The sequence below is a fragment of the Streptomyces sp. NPDC050388 genome (assembly GCF_040655635.1).
GTDB lineage: Bacteria > Actinomycetota > Actinomycetes > Streptomycetales > Streptomycetaceae > Streptomyces.
On record NZ_JBFAKH010000073.1, the window covers coordinates 21104 to 36829 of the forward strand.

At 70.9% G+C, this 15726-nt stretch carries 12 protein-coding genes and 4 pseudogenes; 7 read left to right on the forward strand and 9 right to left on the reverse strand.

All coding sequences use genetic code 11. From position 1 onward, the window contains the following. Positions 1–242 precede the first annotated feature (242 nt). Positions 243–1766 (reverse strand): aldehyde dehydrogenase family protein, encoded by a 1524-nt coding sequence (locus tag AB0I73_RS31330; RefSeq protein ID WP_363043028.1) that lies wholly within the window; start codon positions 1764–1766, stop codon positions 243–245. A 102-nt stretch (positions 1767–1868) separates the two neighbouring features. Continuing rightward, positions 1869–3146: a GAF domain-containing protein gene (locus AB0I73_RS31335; RefSeq protein WP_363043031.1), complete on the reverse strand. Its 1278-nt coding sequence runs from the start codon at positions 3144–3146 to the stop codon at positions 1869–1871. A gap of 322 nt (positions 3147–3468) precedes the next feature. Here AB0I73_RS31335 and AB0I73_RS31340 point away from each other — a divergent pair. Next, positions 3469–3966, forward strand: a pseudogene (locus AB0I73_RS31340) (transposase); the annotation flags it as partial. 337 nt (positions 3967–4303) lie between these two features. Here the strand turns inward: AB0I73_RS31340 and AB0I73_RS31345 are convergent. The 3 genes from AB0I73_RS31345 to AB0I73_RS31355 form a co-directional block, all read right to left on the reverse strand. Continuing rightward, positions 4304–4912: a TMEM175 family protein gene (locus AB0I73_RS31345; RefSeq protein ID WP_363043033.1), complete on the reverse strand. Its 609-nt coding sequence runs from the start codon at positions 4910–4912 to the stop codon at positions 4304–4306. Between the two features lie 357 nt (positions 4913–5269). Beyond that, positions 5270–5569, reverse strand: a complete 300-nt coding sequence (locus AB0I73_RS31350) for a hypothetical protein (protein WP_363043035.1) — start codon at positions 5567–5569, stop codon at positions 5270–5272. A gap of 108 nt (positions 5570–5677) precedes the next feature. Then, complete coding sequence (locus tag AB0I73_RS31355) at positions 5678–5920, reverse strand: hypothetical protein (RefSeq protein ID WP_363043037.1); 243 nt, start codon at positions 5918–5920, stop codon at positions 5678–5680. 211 nt (positions 5921–6131) lie between these two features. Here AB0I73_RS31355 and AB0I73_RS31360 point away from each other — a divergent pair, with 211 nt between their 5' ends. After that, positions 6132–7157, forward strand: coding sequence for a glutathione S-transferase C-terminal domain-containing protein (locus tag AB0I73_RS31360; RefSeq protein ID WP_363043038.1), 1026 nt, complete (start codon positions 6132–6134; stop codon positions 7155–7157). 176 nt (positions 7158–7333) lie between these two features. Here the strand turns inward: AB0I73_RS31360 and AB0I73_RS31365 are convergent. Next, positions 7334–8173: pseudogene (locus AB0I73_RS31365) on the reverse strand (RNA repair domain-containing protein); the annotation flags it as partial. A 224-nt stretch (positions 8174–8397) separates the two neighbouring features. On the opposite strand from AB0I73_RS31365, the gene AB0I73_RS31370 reads away from it, so the two are divergent. Then, positions 8398–8604 carry a hypothetical protein gene (locus tag AB0I73_RS31370; RefSeq protein ID WP_363043040.1) on the forward strand — a complete coding sequence of 69 codons (207 nt, stop codon included), beginning with the start codon at positions 8398–8400 and terminating at the stop codon, positions 8602–8604. Positions 8605–8786: 182 nt separating this feature from the next. On the opposite strand, the gene AB0I73_RS31375 is transcribed toward AB0I73_RS31370, so the two are convergent. Continuing rightward, positions 8787–9518: an SDR family oxidoreductase gene (locus AB0I73_RS31375; protein WP_363043042.1), complete on the reverse strand. Its 732-nt coding sequence runs from the start codon at positions 9516–9518 to the stop codon at positions 8787–8789. A gap of 232 nt (positions 9519–9750) precedes the next feature. Further along, positions 9751–10047: pseudogene (locus tag AB0I73_RS31380) on the reverse strand (universal stress protein); the annotation flags it as partial. A gap of 198 nt (positions 10048–10245) precedes the next feature. Between AB0I73_RS31380 and AB0I73_RS31385 the strand changes: the two are divergent. The 4 genes and pseudogenes from AB0I73_RS31385 to AB0I73_RS31400 form a co-directional block, all read left to right on the forward strand. Further along, positions 10246–11922, forward strand: a complete 1677-nt coding sequence (locus AB0I73_RS31385; protein WP_363043044.1) for an FAD-dependent oxidoreductase — start codon at positions 10246–10248, stop codon at positions 11920–11922. Further along, positions 11919–13436 (forward strand): ATP-binding protein, encoded by a 1518-nt coding sequence (locus tag AB0I73_RS31390; RefSeq protein ID WP_363043046.1) that lies wholly within the window; start codon positions 11919–11921, stop codon positions 13434–13436. Before AB0I73_RS31385 ends, AB0I73_RS31390 begins: the two co-directional genes overlap by 4 nt. Then, positions 13433–13783 (forward strand): UBP-type zinc finger domain-containing protein, encoded by a 351-nt coding sequence (locus tag AB0I73_RS31395; protein WP_363043048.1) that lies wholly within the window; start codon positions 13433–13435, stop codon positions 13781–13783. The genes AB0I73_RS31390 and AB0I73_RS31395 overlap by 4 nt, the downstream gene beginning before the upstream one ends. 75 nt (positions 13784–13858) lie before the next feature. Next, positions 13859–14040, forward strand: a pseudogene (locus AB0I73_RS31400) (IS6 family transposase); the annotation flags it as partial. Between the two features lie 313 nt (positions 14041–14353). Here AB0I73_RS31400 and AB0I73_RS31405 read toward each other — a convergent pair. Then, the gene (locus tag AB0I73_RS31405; RefSeq protein ID WP_363043050.1) at positions 14354–14878 is read right to left on the reverse strand and encodes a hypothetical protein; all 525 of its coding nucleotides are present in this window, start codon (positions 14876–14878) and stop codon (positions 14354–14356) included. Positions 14879–15726 lie beyond the last annotated feature (848 nt).

Here is a 15726-nt window from a genome sequence, read left to right on the forward strand (position 1 = left end):
CGCCACCACCCGGAGACCCTTGCCGCATGGCTCACCGCCGTGGTAGACGGCTCATCGCTCCTGGTGGTGCCGGCCAGAAGGACGGCGTGTGGGAGCGGCTGCCCACGGCACTTCGGGCACGCAAGCGGGTGCAGGCCGGCCGGAGCCCCCGTGCCGCCCGCCCCGGCTGCCGATGATTCCCTGACGCGTCGAGAAGGGCGCCTGCCGTGCTTCAGCCGAGCTCAGGCGCCCTTCTGCCGCGGTTAGAAGAAGCCGAGCTTCTTCGGCGAGTACGACACGAGGAGGTTCTTCGTCTGCTGGTACTGGTCCAGCATCATCTTGTGCGTCTCCCGGCCGATCCCGGACTGCTTGTAACCGCCGAACGCCGCGTGCGCGGGGTAGGCGTGGTAGCAGTTCGTCCAGACACGACCCGCCTGGATGGCGCGGCCGGCGCGGTAGGCCGTGTTGACGTCGCGGGTCCACACGCCCGCGCCGAGACCGTACGACGTGTCGTTGGCGATCTTGATCGCGTCGTCGAAGTCGTCGAAAGAGGCCACCGAGACGACGGGGCCGAAGATCTCCTCCTGGAAGACACGCATCCGGTTGTCGCCCTCGAAGATGGTCGGCCGGACGTAGTAACCGCCCTTCAGGTCACCGTCGTGGTCGGCACGTTCGCCGCCCGTGAGGATCTTGGCACCCTCCTGTCGGCCGATGTCGATGTAGGACAGGATCTTGGCCAGCTGCTCGCTGGACGCCTGCGCGCCGATCATCGTGTCGGTGTCGAGCGGGTGCCCGGGCCTGATCAGCTCGGTGCGGGCGACGGCCGCGGCCAGGAAGTCGGGATAGTTGCCTCGTTGGATCAGCCCGCGGGAGGGGCAGGTGCACACCTCGCCCTGGTTCAGCGCGAACATGGTGAACCCTTCGAGGGCCTTGTCGCGCAGCTCGTCGTCCTTCTCCCACACGTCGTCGAAGAAGATGTTCGGCGACTTGCCGCCCAGCTCCAGCGTGACCGGCTTCAGGTTCTCGGCCGCGTACTGCATGATCAGCCGTCCCGTGGACGTCTCGCCGGTGAAGGCGACCTTCGCCACCCGCGGACTCGAGGCGAGCGGCTTGCCGGCTTCCGGGCCGAAGCCGTTGACGATGTTCAGCACGCCCGGCGGCAGCAGGTCGGAGACGAGGCTCAGCCAGTAGTGGATGGAGACGGGCGTCTGTTCGGCGGGCTTGAGGACGACCGCGTTGCCCGCGGCGAGGGCGGGCGCGAGCTTCCACGTCGCCATCAGGATGGGGAAGTTCCACGGGATGATCTGGGCGACGACGCCCAGCGGCTCGTGGAAGTGGTACGCGACCGTGTCGTCGTCGATCTCGCTGAGCGAGCCCTCCTGGGTGCGCACCGCGCCGGCGAAGTAGCGGAAGTGGTCGATGGCCAGCGGGATGTCGGCCGCCAGGGTCTCCCGTACGGGCTTGCCGTTCTCCCAGCTCTCGGCGACCGCGAGTGACTCCAGGTCGGCCTCCATGCGGTCGGCGATCTTCAGCAGGATGTCGGACCGCTCGGCCGCCGGCCTGCGCCCCCAGCCGGGCGCGGCCGCGTGGGCCGCGTCGAGTGCCGCCTCGACGTCCTCCGCCGTACCGCGCGCCACCTCGGTGAACGGCTGCCCGTTCACCGGACTCGGGTTCTCGAAGTACTGCCCTTTGACCGGAGGTACGTACTCCCCGCCGATGAAGTGGTCGTAGCGGGGCTGGTAGGAGACGATCGCGCCCTCGCTTCCGGGCGCCGCGTAACGGGTCATGCGGAACTGGCCTCCTTCAGCAGGGCTGCCCGCCGTCGGGCAGCTCTGCGCCGGAGCGTAAGGACGCGGACGTTGCATCCACGTTGCGGTGGGGCAGCGGCGCTACCGGCCCTCGAAGCGGGCCCAGCCGTCCGGAGCCGCCAACTCCGATTCGAGTGAGGCCAGATGGGCCCGGTTCGATGCCGTCGGCCGGACCGTGACCAGTGCCCGCCATACGTCCAGGTCCTCTTCGCCCCACGGCGCGTGGGCCCAGTCGGCCAGCAGGTCGGCGTCCGAGCGGGCGATCAGTGCCGCGCGCAGGCCGTCGGCGAGGCGGCGCCTGAGCCGTACGACCGCCGGTGCCTGGGAAGCGGGCAGCAGTGGGCCCGCGTAGGCGGCCAGGGCGGTGGTGACCGCGCCGGCCGCCAGCCGACGTTCGACGGCGGCGATGTCCGACTCCAGGGGTGCCGTGAGCCGGTAGGGGCGCGACTCGAGCAGTCCCGGGCCGAGCACCTGACGCAGCCGGGCGAGCTCCGCGCGCAGCGTCACCGGTGTCACCGACTCGTCCTCGTACAGGGCGCACAGCAGTTCGTCGCCGGTCAGGCCGTCGGGGCGCCGGGCCAGAAGGACGAGGATCTCGCTGTGCCGGCGGCTGAGCCGGACACTGCGGCCACCTGCCGTCAGCACGGCCCGGTCACGGCCCAGCGTCGCCAGTTCGGGCCCACCGCTGTCCGGGCGCCTCGGGGCGAGCAGCGCCAGCTGGGATTCCGCCGCGCGTGCCACGGCCTGTACGAAGCCCAGGCTGTGCGGATGCGCGAGACCGTCCCCACCGGTGATGTCCACGGCACCGAGCAGACGCCCCGTGCGCGGATCGTGCACGGGGGCCGCCGCGCACGTCCACGGCTGTACGCGCCGCACGAAGTGCTCGGCCGCGAACACCTGGACCGGACGGCCCACGGCGACCGCCGTACCCGGCGCGTTCGTCCCGACGGCGCTCTCCGCCCATCGCGCGCCGGGCACGAAGTTCATCCGCCCCGCCTGCCGCAGCGTCGACGCGTGCCCCTCGACCCACAGCAGTCTGCCGTGCGCGTCGCACACCGCCAGCAGATGACGGCCGTCGGAGGCGAACGTGCCCATCAGCTCCCGGAACAGCGGCATCACATGCGCCAGCGGGTGCTCGGCGCGGAAGGCCCCGAGGTCGCCGTCCGTCAGTTCGACGTCGGCGGTACCGTCCGGGTGGACCCCGGCGCGTGCCGAGCGCCGCCACGAGTCGGCGACCACGCCGCGCACCGGACGCGGTACCGTGCCGGCCTCGGTGAAGGTCTCGTGAGCCCGGTGCAGCACGCGTAGGCGCTCGGCAGGGTCGGCCCCCGGCTCCAGGGCTACCCAGGGATCGGTCAACACGGCCTCCCGCAGGGCGATGCGCTGGGAATGGGAACATCGTCGCCCGGGGTGTACACGGCGACAACCGTTTCGACGAGGGCGGTGGCCTCCTGCTGCCGTCGGCCGGTTTTCCCGCGCGTGCGTTCGTCGAACGGACGGTCACAACCGGTTGCGCCCCTCGACGGGCCGGCAGCATCCGAGGGTGCGCGGTCGTGGCGAGCGATGCTCAAGATCTGTGGATCGGGCTCGGGTCGGCGCGCGAAGGGCGTACCTTCCCGAGCGACCGATCGGAAGTCACCGAGTGGGCCGGGGTTCGTAGCACCGGCCGGAAAGGCACGCTGTGCTCAGCGTGGTCACCGCCGACGACACCACGTCGAGCGGCTCCCTGATCGGTGAGATCGTCCGGGACGGCGCCCGGACGGTGCCGACCGCCGTCCTGGAGGCCGAGGTCAACGCCTGTACAGCCGAGTTGGCCGCCAGCGGGACGACAGCGGGCGCCGCCGGGTCGTGCGCAACGGCTACCACCATTCGCGGAAGGTGACGACTGCGGCCGGGACGGTCCCGGTCGGGGCCCCGCGCGTGAACGGCAAGCGCGTCGCCGAAGCCACCGGCGAACGAAAGCGGTTCTCCTCGGCGTTCTCCCCCAGCCTTCGGTCGGTAGGCACCCCCAGCCGCCCTGGTCGCGGAAGTCCCCGAAGAGCAGCGAGGTGTTGCCCCTGCTCTGTCTGCACGGCTCTCGTCCGGCGACTCCCCGCCCTCCCTGGAGCAGTTCCCCGGCTCGACAGCCGGCCTCTCCCCGGCCACCGTCACCCGGCTCACCACGCAGTGGCGGGCCGACCGCACCGCCTCCAGGACATCCACAACGCCGAGGGCAAAGGACACGCCACCAAGACCGTCAAGAAGATCACCGACGTCGAGGACGAGCTACCGGCGCTCTACGGCTTTCCCGCCGAGCACTGGATCCATCTGATCCCTTGTCACGGGCGTTCCGGAAGGGCGTTCGTTCCTCGAGGTGTTCGAGTGCCTGATCGTGACGTCCCGTGGCTGCTTGGCGGGCAACGCCTCGCTTCGGACAGTGCGCGCGGTCCTGCTGCTTGTGGTGGTGGCGGTGTCGCGGGCGCCGGGCGCGTGCCTTGGTCCCCCCGACCGGCAGGCCCCTTCGCGGAGCGACGGGGTCAGGGAGCGGACTCGCCCGGGCCCGGGGTCGGTCTGTGGGCGATGGTCCGCTCGAGCCTCCGGTCGGGGACCAGCCACATCAGCGCGACGCCGGCATAGATCGCCACCGCGAGCCAGTCGTTCAGGAAGGACAGGCCGATGCCGCTCGCATACAGCAGCGGCGAGACCTTCCCCTTGAAGTCCCTGCCCACGGCGGTGGCGAGCAGGGACTCCGCACCCTGGTCCCGGGTGATCGTCTTCTGCAGTGCGTAGTAGGCCAGGGCGGCGGCGAGCAGGTCGATGCCGTACGCGGCCGTGGGGACGGCGGCGAAGTGGTTCTGGCCCATCCAGGCCGTGGTGAAGGGGATCAGGGAGAGCCAGAACAACAGGTGCAGGTTCGCCCACAGGATCAGCCCGTTCACCCGATCGGTCGCCTGCAGCATGTGGTGGTGGTTGTTCCAGTAGATGCCGAGGTAGACGAAGCTGAGCACGTAGGTCAGCAGCACCGGGAGCGCGTCGTGCAGGGCCGCCCAAGTGGTGCCGTGCGGTGTGGGCAACTCGAGCACCATGACCGTGATCAGGATGGCGATGACCCCATCGCTGAACGCTTCCATCCGCTCGGTCGGCATGAGCCGATGCTAATGGCGCAGGGCTCCAGGCCGGTCACAGCGCTCGACCCTCGGGGCGTCATCATCCGGACCGCGTACGTGTGCAGGTGCCGAATGTCCCGTCCGCACCGGTCAGGCTGTGTGCCGGTACTCGTGGATCACTCCGCCGAGGCGGTCGTGGCGGCGGATGTCGAGGCGGGTGATCCGCATGGGGGCAGTGATCGGTTCGGGGAGGGGACGCAGTGGTGCGGCGGCGTGGAGTGAGCGGTGGGTGCGGTGCTCGTCGCTCGTCGCTCGTCGCTCGTTGCTCGTTGCTCGTTGTAGTACCGCTCGTACTTGTGGGAGCCTGCCACCGTGAGGAGCCTCATGCGCCGGGGATCAGGCCATATCGATGTCCGACCGGGGCCGGACCTCCACGATGAAGTCCGCCTCCTCCATGTCGCCCGCCTCGTCGTGCCAGAGGAAGACCCGCACGTGCATCGCGTGATGGAGGCCGATCCTCTCCCACTCGGTCATCAGATCGCCGAGGATGCGGCCGATGGCGTACTTGGCGCCCTCGGTCGAGTCGGGGGCGGTGATCGCGCCCTGCCACCGTTCGGGGTCACTGCCGTAGGGGCGCCAGCCCTCGGATCCGTGCGGCTCGAACACCCGGTACACCCAGTCCGTCTCGGTGTTCATAACACCGATCCTGTCACCGGGGAGCCCCATCCGCCGCATCGGATCCACCCGCGCCGAGCGGCGGAAGAGTGAGCTGTCCAGAATTTCGCAGGGTCCGCGATCGTGTGATCAAGCGGTCCGCGGGGCTGCCTCCAGGCTCGCCCGGTACGCCTGCTCGTACTCGCCGGGTGGGACGTAGCCCATGGCGGAGTGGAGTCGTTCACCGCCGTACCACGCGACCCACTGGAGAACGGCCCGCTCGACCTGGATGAACGAGGCCGACGTCCTTCTTGGCTTCTGTCGCCACAGGGCCGTCTCCAGCGCGTCCAGCGGCAGGTCGGTGCGCATGTGGACGGCGGACTGTCGGCCCACGATCCGACGCGAGTACGCATCCGGGAAGAGGGCGACGTGGACCCGGCCCGACCAGGTCTGCGAGCGCGCCCAGGACGGTGCCCCGGGTCCTGCGATCCGATCGTGTACCCACCCCGGCCGGCTGCCACGGCCGGCCCCGGTCGCACCGTGCCGACCGCCGAAAACGGGGAACGCGGTCACAGGGTTTCGAAGCGACCAGGAGGAGGACAGCATGAGCCACGACGAGGGGGACGGCGGCAACAGCGCCTACGGCCGGAAGGCGTTCAAGCGGTCGAGGGCCCACTTCTCGGACCGGATCACCGCGGACGGCAGGGACGGATGGCCGGTGGAGGCCGGGCGCTACCGGCTCGTCGTCAGCCGGGCCTGCCCGTGGGCGAGCCGGGCGCTGGTGTCCCGGCGGCTGCTCGGTCTGGAGGACGCGCTGTCCCTGGCCGTCGCCGACCCGGTCCAGGACGACCGCAGCTGGCGCTTCACCCTGGACCCGGGTGGCCGTGATCCGGTGCTCGGCATCCGGTATCTGAGCGAGGCGTACGACCGGCGGGAGACGGACTACCCGGGCGGAGTGAGTGTCCCCGCGATCGTGGAGGTGGCCGGCGGGCGGCTGGTCACCAACGACTACCAGCAGATCACTCTCGACTTCGCCACCGAGTGGACGGCCCTGCACCGCGCAGGCGCACCCGACCTGTACCCCGAGAAGCGGCGCGACGAGATCGACGCGGTGATGGCGGAGGTCTTCGACGATGTGAACAACGGGGTGTACCGGGCGGGCTTCGCCACCGGGCAGCAGGAGTACGAGGTGGCGTGCGCGGGCGTGTTCCGGCGGCTGGAGCTGCTGGCGCGGCGGCTGGCGGGGCAGCGGTACCTCGTCGGCGACACGATCACGGAGGCGGACATCCGGCTGTTCACCACGCTGGTGCGGTTCGATGCCGTCTATCACGGCCACTTCAAGTGCAACCGCTGGAAGCTGACGGAGAACCGGGTGCTGTGGGCGTACGTCCGCGATCTCTATCAGACGCCCGGCTTCGGCGACACCGTCGACTTCGACCACATCAAGCGGCACTACTACCAGGTGCACACCGGCATCAACCCGACCGGCATCGTGCCCCTCGGCCCCGATCTGTCCGGCTGGTCGGCCCCTCATCACCGCGAGGAGCTGGGCGGCCGGCCGTTCGGCGACGGGACGCCGCCCGGGCCGGCCCGCGCGGACGAGGAGACAGCCGAGCGGGGCTGCCCCTGACGCTCGGACCCGCCCATGCGCGGATGGCTTCCCCGGTCCTTTGCCCCGCCGTCTCCACCCGGGCAGGGGGCTCGTGGCGCGCTTTGCCCCCGGCCTTGGCGTCACCTGTCGGTGATCGGGGAGAGCCATGCCGTGTCCTCCGGGCCCGGCGCCTCGGGGCCGGGCCCGGGCAGCCGGCGGACCTCGCCCGTTCGCAGGGCGACCGTGGCCCGTGGCCGCATCGGTCCGTCGCCGCTGCGTGAAAGCAGGACGAGTTCCCAGACCGTCGCCGTCATCGTGTCGAGCCGGGTGGCGCAGTCGGCGGTGACTCGCCGCGGGTCCCGGGTCCGGCCCAGGGACAGATGGGGGGTGAAACTCCTGGCGGGCCCACGACAGCGCGGGAACCGCTGCCGCAGCAGGCGGTGCAGGTCCGCCCACGGAGCCCCTCCCGCTGCCGCCGGGTCGAGCCACACGGTGAAGTACGCCCTGTGCCGGAAGGTGCGCACCCCGTCCAGCCGGGCGGTGAAGACCGGCGTGTCGGCCGTCGCCGCGGCGAGCAGCGGGGCGGCCCGCTCGAAGTGGGACTCCGGCACGAAGCCGAAGAGCACATTGACGTGCGGCGGCCACCGGTGGATCTGCGGATCGTGATCCCGGCGGATGTCCTGGATCGGCGGCCACAGCTCCGCAGGCGGGATCCAGGCCACCGCCGTGCGGGCCGTCGGCGGCACATCGAGGACATCGGCGGGCTCGCCCCTGCCGGGGCTCGTGCCGAAGCCCGGGTCCGCTCGCGGGCGCCGCACCCGGCCGGCACCCGACGTGTCGATGCGGTCCACGCCCGTGGCCCGGTCCCAGACCAGCTCGCCGTCCGCCTCGATGAACACCACCCGGTGCCACGGGATGTCGCCCCCGGGCACGAAGGAGGACAGCGGGACGCGTTCGAGGCCGTCCCCGCGCCGGCGGATCCCCAGCACGAACCGGGCCGGGTCGAACCGCGGGTCCCAGCGGACCCGGTGATAGATCTCGTCGCTGGTTCGCATCACGCCTCCTCCCCCGCCTTCACGCCTTCTCTTCCTCCAGGGTGCCGCCCGTCCCGTCCTCGACGGTTGTTCCGCTCGCACCGTCACGCATCAGGCGCGAGGCATGACGGTGCCGACATATGCCGAGGTGATTCGTCTCGGCAGGATCGGCGATCGGTGTGGGCAACGGTTGCAGCGGGCGACCGATCCCCGGTAGTCGGCGAACGACGGATTCCGCCCTGGCAGTGGATGACGTCGACGCCTGGTTCCCAGCAGGTCTCTCCTGCCTGGAACACGCGTTCCGGATCGCCTTCGAGGTCGAAGCGCGTCTCTCCTTCGAGAAGGTGCCCAAAGGCCGGTCCGGGGCGACGACGGGGAGGGGTGCCGGGGTCACCGGGAGGAAACTCCACGTGGCCGATCAGGACCGTGGCGCCCTCGAGGATGTGCGGTGACTTCGCCCTCTGGAGCACTGTGACGGCCGTTTTCCATGCATCGGAGCGTGGCTGCCGTCCGGCGCCGCCGGACGACTCGTCGGGCGACACGGCGTCTGCTCTTCTTTGAGGTGATCAGAGCGGGAGCGACGCGCGCACCGCCCTGGGCCGGCGCAGCGAGTCGAGTGTTGGAGGGGACCCGTTCAGGAGAGCCAGTCGGTGTAGTGGGTGGGGGCGATGCGGGCGTCGGTCGGGGCGGTGAGGACGTCGCCGTGGGCGGCGGCGAACATGCCGGCGCTGTCGTCGGTGACGACAGCGCGCCCGTCGCTCTTGGCGGTCAGGGTGAGTCGGCCGAGTTCGTCGAGGGGGTAGACGTCGGGACCCGCGATGTTGAGGACGCCGTTCAGAGGGCTGCCTGCGGCGACCTCGGCGACGATGCCGGAGACGTCCGCAGCGGCGATCGGCTGGATCGGCGTGCGCGGCAGACGGACGGTGGCGCCGTCGGCGGTCATGGCCAGGACCGCGTCCATGAACTCCATGAACTGCGTGGCACGGACGATGGAATACGGGATCGGCCCGGCCTTGAGGATGTCTTCCTGGAGCACCTTCGCCCGGTAGTAGTCCAGATCGGGCACTTGGTCCGCGCCGACGATCGAGAGGATGACGAAGTGTCCGACCCCGCCCTTCTCACTCGCGGCAAGGAGATTGCTCATCGAAGTCCGGAAGAAGGCGAGCGAGGCGTCGTCGAAGGTCGGGGAATTCGTCAGGTTGATGACGACGTCGGCGCCCGCCACGGCCGCCTCCAGTCCCTGGCCGGTGATGATGTCCACGCCGGTGGACAGGGAGTGCGGTACGGCTCGGTGCCCGGCTGCGTTCAGGTTCTCCACGACCCGTGACCCGATCAGCCCGGTTCCGCCGATGACTGCGAACCTCATGATCCAGCCTTCCCTCGACGATATTGCCCGGAATGCGGCTTACGTGACCTTAACCCCGCTCCAGGTACACCCGAACTCGGACACTCGCCCCGGCAAGCACGGTCACACCGTCGCCGCCCGCCTCACCCCCTCGGCCGATCTGCCGCCTCGGCCGATCTGCTGCGCGCCGCGTTCACCCGCCACACCGTCACCGTCGGCAAGTCCTCGCGCATCAGCGGCACTCGCTGGAGGACGCCCCCGCCGCGGCGGCGAGCAGCGCCGGCACGGTGCCGCCCTCCACCACGTCGGTGGTCACCGTCAGGCCGGGGTGGCGTTCGGCGACGGTCCGGGCGGCCTCCACGAGGCCGTCGCGCATCTGCTGCCGCCGGGCGTCCCGGTCGCCCGCGCCGAAGGCGTCGCGCACCTCGAAGCGCCAGGCGTGCACCGGGCGCAGCGGCAGCCCGCGGCGCCCGGCCTCCCGCCCTGCCCACGCCGACGGGGCGAGGCCCTCCTCCGCTCCGTCCACCCCTGCCGGGATCGGCCGCGTCACGCCGCCTGCCTCCCCGTGCGGTGAGCCGCCCTCGGTCCGGCCTCCCCCACCGGGTGATCACGGAAGCGGGCGGCCGGGACGACGGACCTCCGCACACTCGGGCACATCGGGACACTCGAACGTACGATGGGCGGGAGCCGGTGCGGTGCCGCAAAGGTGCACCGGGCCGCCTGTCCGACCACACGGGGTGGCGAACGCATGGCACAGGCCGTGGAGCCGACGCGGACCGTCCTCATGACCGTGGACGACGACCCGGGGGTCTCCCGCGCCGTCGCCCGGGACCTACGACGGCGCTACGGCGCCTCGTACCGGATCGTGCGCGCGGAGTCCGGCGAGTCCGCGCTGGACGCGCTGCGCGAGCTGAAACTGCGCGGCGACCTCGTCGCCGTCATCCTGGCCGACTACCGCATGCCGCAGATGAACGGTATCGAGTTCCTCGAACAGGCACTGGACGTGTACCCGGGCGCGCGGCGGGTCCTGCTGACCGCGTACGCGGACACCAGCGCGGCGATCGACGCGATCAACGTCGTCGACCTGGACCACTACCTCCTCAAGCCCTGGGACCCGCCCGAAGAGAAGCTCTATCCGGTCCTGGACGACCTGCTGCAGGCCTGGCGAAGCAGTGACTACCGGCCGGTGCCCAGCACCAAGGTGGTCGGGCACCGCTGGTCGGCGCGGTCGTCCCAGGTGCGGGAGTTCCTGGCCCGCAACCAGGTGCCCTACCGCTGGTACTCCTCCGACGAGCCCGAGGGCAGGCGGCTGCTGGCCGCCGCCGGGCAGGACGGGCAGCGGCTGCCACTGGTGGTCACCCCGGACGGCACGCCCCTGCTGGAGCCGGAGCCACCGGAGCTCGCGGCCCACGTGGGGCTGGCGACGACACCGGCGGCCGACTTCTACGACCTCGTCGTGGTGGGCGGCGGCCCGGCCGGGCTCGGCGCTGCCGTGTACGGGGCCTCGGAGGGGCTGCGAACGGTGCTCGTGGAGCGCTCGGCGACCGGCGGGCAGGCCGGGCAGAGCTCCCGGATCGAGAACTACCTGGGTTTCCCGGACGGCGTCTCCGGCGCCCAGCTGACCGACCGGGCCCGCCGGCAGGCGGCGAGGTTCGGCGCCGAGATCCTCACCGCGCGCGAGGTGACGGGCCTGGAGGTGGGCGGCGCGGCCCGGACCGTACGGTTCTCGGACGGCTCGGCGGTCGCCGCACACAGCGTGCTCCTGGCGACCGGGGTGTCCTACCGGCAGCTGCCCGCGGCCGGCGCGCGGGACCTGACCGGCTGCGGGGTGTTCTACGGTTCGGCCCTGACCGAGGCGCCGTCCTGCCGGGGCCAGGATGTCTACATCGTGGGCGGCGCCAACTCGGCGGGGCAGGCGGCGATGTACCTGGCACGGGGTGCCAAGTCGGTGACCCTGCTGGTGCGGGGCTCCTCCCTGTCGGCGTCGATGTCGTACTACCTGGTCCAGCAGATCGAGGAGGCCCCCAACATCTCGGTGCGCACGGGCACCGTGGTGGAGGCCGCGCACGGCTCCGGCCACCTGGAGAAGCTGACCCTGCGCGACATGGCGAGCGGGCGGAGCGAGCTGGTCGACACCCAGTGGATGTTCGTGTTCATCGGCGCGGCCCCGCTCACCGACTGGCTGGACGGCACGGTGCTGAGGGACGGGCGCGGGTTCATCCTGGCCGGGCCCGACCTCACGCCCGACGGACGTCCGCCTCCCGGCTGGGAGCTGGACCGGCCTCCGTACCACCTGGAGACCAATGTGCCCGGCGTGTTCGTCGCGGGTGACGCGCGTGCGGAGTCCGCCAAGCGGGTCGCGTCCGCCGTAGGAGAGGGAGCCATGGCCGTGATGCTCGTCCACCGGTATCTGGAGCAGTCATGAGCGGCCGGCCGATGCCGTGCAGCCCGCAGGAGATCGGCTCGCTGTTCCTGTTCGAGAAGCTGTCGGGCGAACAGCTGGGCCGACTGTGCCGCGAGGGGCGGATGGAGCGGTTCGACCCCGGCCCTGTCTACACCGAGGGCGAGCCGGCCGCCTGCTTCTACGTGATGCTGGAGGGCACGGTGGTGCTCTCCCGCCGGGTCGGTGGCGACGACGTGGAGGTCATCCGGTCCTCGCAGCGCGGGGTTTATTCGGGCGCCATGCAGGCGTACCTCGGGGACCGGCTGCGGCAGGTCTACAACAACTCGATGCGCGTCACGGAGCCGACGCGGTTCTTCGTGCTGCCCGCCGAGACGTTCGCGGACATCATGCGCGAGTGGTTCCCGATGGCGGTGCATCTGCTGGAGGGGCTGTTCTTCGGGTCGAAGAGCACCCAGGCGGCCGTAGGGCAGCGGGAGCGGTTGCTGGCGCTCGGGTCGTTGTCCGCCGGGCTCACCCATGAGCTCAACAACCCGGCGGCGGCGGCCGTCCGGGCCACCGCGACGCTTCGGGAGCGGGTGGCCAGGATGCGGCACAAGCTCGCCCTCATCGCCGGAAGCCCTTTCTCCAAGGACCAGTTGGCGAATCTCATCGACATCCAGCAACGTACCGCCGAGCGGGTCGCCAAGGCACCGGTGCTCACCCCGCTGGAGGTGGCCGACCGTGAGGACGCCCTCACCGACTGGCTGGAGGACCACGGCCTCGAGCAGGGCTGGCAGATCGCGCCGACCTTCGTACAGGCGGGGCTCGACGTGGACTGGCTGGAGCAGGTCGCGGCGTCCGTCGGGCAGGAGATCCTGCCGGGCGCCGTGGGCTGGCTCAACTACACGGTGGAGACCGAGCTGCTCATGGACGAGATCGCGGACTCCACCACCCGGGTCTCCCGTCTGGTGGACGCCGCCAAGCAGTACTCCCAGCTGGACCGCGCCCCCTACCAGGTCGCCGACGTGCACGAACTCCTCGACAGCACGCTGCTGATGCTGTCCGGCAAGATCGGGCCGCGGATCAGGATCGCCAAGGAGTACGACCGTACGCTGCCGCGGATCCCCGCCTACCCGGCGGAACTGAACCAGGTGTGGACCAACTTGATCGACAACGCGCTCTGCGCGATGGACGGCGCGGGCGGCGACGGCACGCTGACCGTGCGCACCGCGCTCCACGACGACCAGCTTCTCGTCGAGTTCCGGGACACCGGGCCCGGCGTGCCGCCGGAGATCCGCGACCGCATCTTCGACCCGTTCTTCACCACCAAACCGGTCGGCCGGGGCACCGGTCTGGGGCTGGACATCTCCCGGCGGATCGTCGTCAACAAGCACCACGGCAGCATCGGCGTGGAGTCGGTGCCCGGCGACACCCGTTTCCGGGTACTGCTGCCCCTGGCCGCCGTCGAACCCGACGGAACGGCACTCTCCTCCGCCGCGTCCGACGGGCCGCCGCTCACGTCCGAGGACCGTACGACATCCCAGGAGCCGGCATGACCAGCGACACCGGAATCGACCCCCGCGTCCCGCCCAGCGGCACCGCCTGCGTCGAGTGCGACGCCGCAGGCGGCTGGTGGTTCCATCTGCGGCGCTGCGCGCAGTGCGGCCACATCGGCTGCTGCGACGACTCCCCGGGCAAGCACGCCACAGCCCACCACCGGGCCACCGGGCACCCGGTGATCCGCAGCTACGAGCCGGGCGAGGGCTGGTTCTGGAACTACGACACGAACGAGCTGTACGAGACCGGCCCCGAACTCGCACCGCCGGTGAGCCACCCGGCGGACCAGCCGGCGCCCGGCCCGGCGGGCCGCGTCCCCGCGAACTGGGCGGACGTGCTGCGCTGAGCCGTCCCGAGCTGCCCTGCGCCTGCCGAAAAGCTCACAGGGGCACCGGTATCCGGTCGAGGCCATTGCCCCGGTGTGCGGCTGTACCACCGCTTCCCGCTGTCGTCCCGCGGGGTCGAGGACCTGACGCCCGGACGCGGTGCCGTCGTCTCCTGCGAGACGGTCCGCCGCTGGTGCGCCAGGTCCGGGCAGGCCTGTGCCGACGCGCTGCGTCGCCGACGTCCCCGCCCGGCGACAAGTGGCACCTCGATGAGGTCCGTCCTCTCCGCGCGAGCGGGCGTCGACTCGGTGCGGTCTGTGGAGCGGAGTCACCGGCCTTCTCCGGCAGCAGACGGGACACCACTGTCGGTGTCGGGGTTCATACTGGCGGATCAAGCCATAACACGGTCGCACCTGTGCAGGCAGACGGTATGGGTGCGCCGGACCGGCTCCTGCCGGCAGGGACGGAGCTCGGCGGGCGGGGACTGCGAGGCGGCCGGGAGACGAGCCGTACGGTCGGTGGGGTCCGGGCCACCGTTCGACCCGCCCTCGACGGGTCGAACGGTGGCTGCGAGGTGTGCGGGGTACGGCTCAGCAGCCGCCGCAGTTGTAGTACGTGACGTCCCAGTGGTTGCCCTCTTCGGCGTAGATGTTGCCGGAGCCGGAACGCCACTGCTGGGCGCCGTCTCCGCGTACCCCGATGTAGGCGAAGTTGTTCTTGATGTAGTTCCCGAGGCACGTGTACTTGCTGTAGTCGAGCTTGTAGCCGTTCCAGTGCGAGTACGTCCCGGAGGCGTGGCCCGTCTCGGTGCCGCCGGTGACGTTCAGTGCGCAGCCGCTGGCCCGCTTGAGGGTCTGGGCGCCCTGGGCGGTGGCGAGGTTGAGCTGTTCGAACGACGTGCATGTCGAGACGTTGCGATTCGAGCAGTTGCCGGAGGACGACCAGGTGATGCCCACCTGGCGGAACATCGAGGTCGCGGTGGCATGGCTGATCTTCGTGGCGGCGGACGCCTCGCCCGCCGTGCCGATGACGGCGGCGCCGGGGGCGATGACCAGGGCTAGAGCGATCAGGACCGAGCGGATCCTCAGGAACCTCAGAGCCTTCACGGCCTTCATGGGCGAACCTTCCTGCTGGGGGCCAGGTTTCCTTGGGGGGTGGCTGTGCAGGTGGTGCACGCAGATCATGCCGGATGTCTACGCGCGTCCGCCAGAGGGCGGACGGTATCCGTCCGCAGGCACGCGGGGAGGCGCAGTGTCATGTCGTGTGCCGAACTGCTCGTGCTGCGGCACGAGAATGCGGTGCTGCGACGCCAACTCCATGCACCCGTGCGGTATGAACCAGCGAACCTGCTGTGGCTCGCGGCCTTGTTCTTGCTGCTCCCCCGCCGCCGCTGGACGCAGGTCTTCCCCCGTCCCGCCGGGCACACTGTCGGCATGGCACCGCACGTCGGTCGCCCGTTGGTGAGACTATCTCCAGCGGCGTCACAGCCCCGGACGGCCGCTTCCGACCGCCGCCATCAAAAAGCTCGTGCCGCGCCTCGCGCAGGAGAGCAGCCGATGGGGTCATGGCCGGATCCAGGGTGAACCGGCCCGGCTCGGAGATCCGATCACCGCCTCGACGGTCCGGGAGATCCTCCAGGCCGCGGGCATCGATCCGGCCCCGCGCCGGGCCGACCGACCTGGCGCGGGTTCCTGTCCGGGCAGGCCACCGCCGCACTCGCCTGCGACTGCTCGAGCATCGACACCACTGGCCTGCAACGCCTGTGCGCCCTGGTCTTCCTCGAACACGACACCCGCACGCCGCACGTCGCTGATGTCACCTGTCACCGCACACCCGACAGCTGTCCGGGCCGCCCCTTGGCCGTGCTCGGCCCCGGCCGGATCGATCGGTTTTCAACGGCCTTCTGGCCAACGCGCGTAGATACGCGCATCATGGCAGTGCTGTGTGCGCAACAACCTTCGAG

What these genes read in the sequence shown, in the direction of transcription:
- AB0I73_RS31390 (WP_363043046.1), top strand. Translation starts at nt 11,919, where the DNA reads ATGAGCGGCCGGCCGATGCCGTGCAGCCCGCAGGAGATCGGCTCGCTG.
- AB0I73_RS31375 (WP_363043042.1), bottom strand. Translation starts at nt 9,518, where the DNA reads ATGAGGTTCGCAGTCATCGGCGGAACCGGGCTGATCGGGTCACGGGTC.
- AB0I73_RS31405 (WP_363043050.1), bottom strand. Translation starts at nt 14,878, where the DNA reads ATGAAGGCCGTGAAGGCTCTGAGGTTCCTGAGGATCCGCTCGGTCCTG.
- AB0I73_RS31345 (WP_363043033.1), bottom strand. Translation starts at nt 4,912, where the DNA reads ATGCCGACCGAGCGGATGGAAGCGTTCAGCGATGGGGTCATCGCCATC.
- AB0I73_RS31395 (WP_363043048.1), top strand. Translation starts at nt 13,433, where the DNA reads ATGACCAGCGACACCGGAATCGACCCCCGCGTCCCGCCCAGCGGCACC.
- AB0I73_RS31360 (WP_363043038.1), top strand. Translation starts at nt 6,132, where the DNA reads ATGAGCCACGACGAGGGGGACGGCGGCAACAGCGCCTACGGCCGGAAG.
- AB0I73_RS31385 (WP_363043044.1), top strand. Translation starts at nt 10,246, where the DNA reads ATGGCACAGGCCGTGGAGCCGACGCGGACCGTCCTCATGACCGTGGAC.
- AB0I73_RS31350 (WP_363043035.1), bottom strand. Translation starts at nt 5,569, where the DNA reads ATGAACACCGAGACGGACTGGGTGTACCGGGTGTTCGAGCCGCACGGA.
- AB0I73_RS31330 (WP_363043028.1), bottom strand. Translation starts at nt 1,766, where the DNA reads ATGACCCGTTACGCGGCGCCCGGAAGCGAGGGCGCGATCGTCTCCTAC.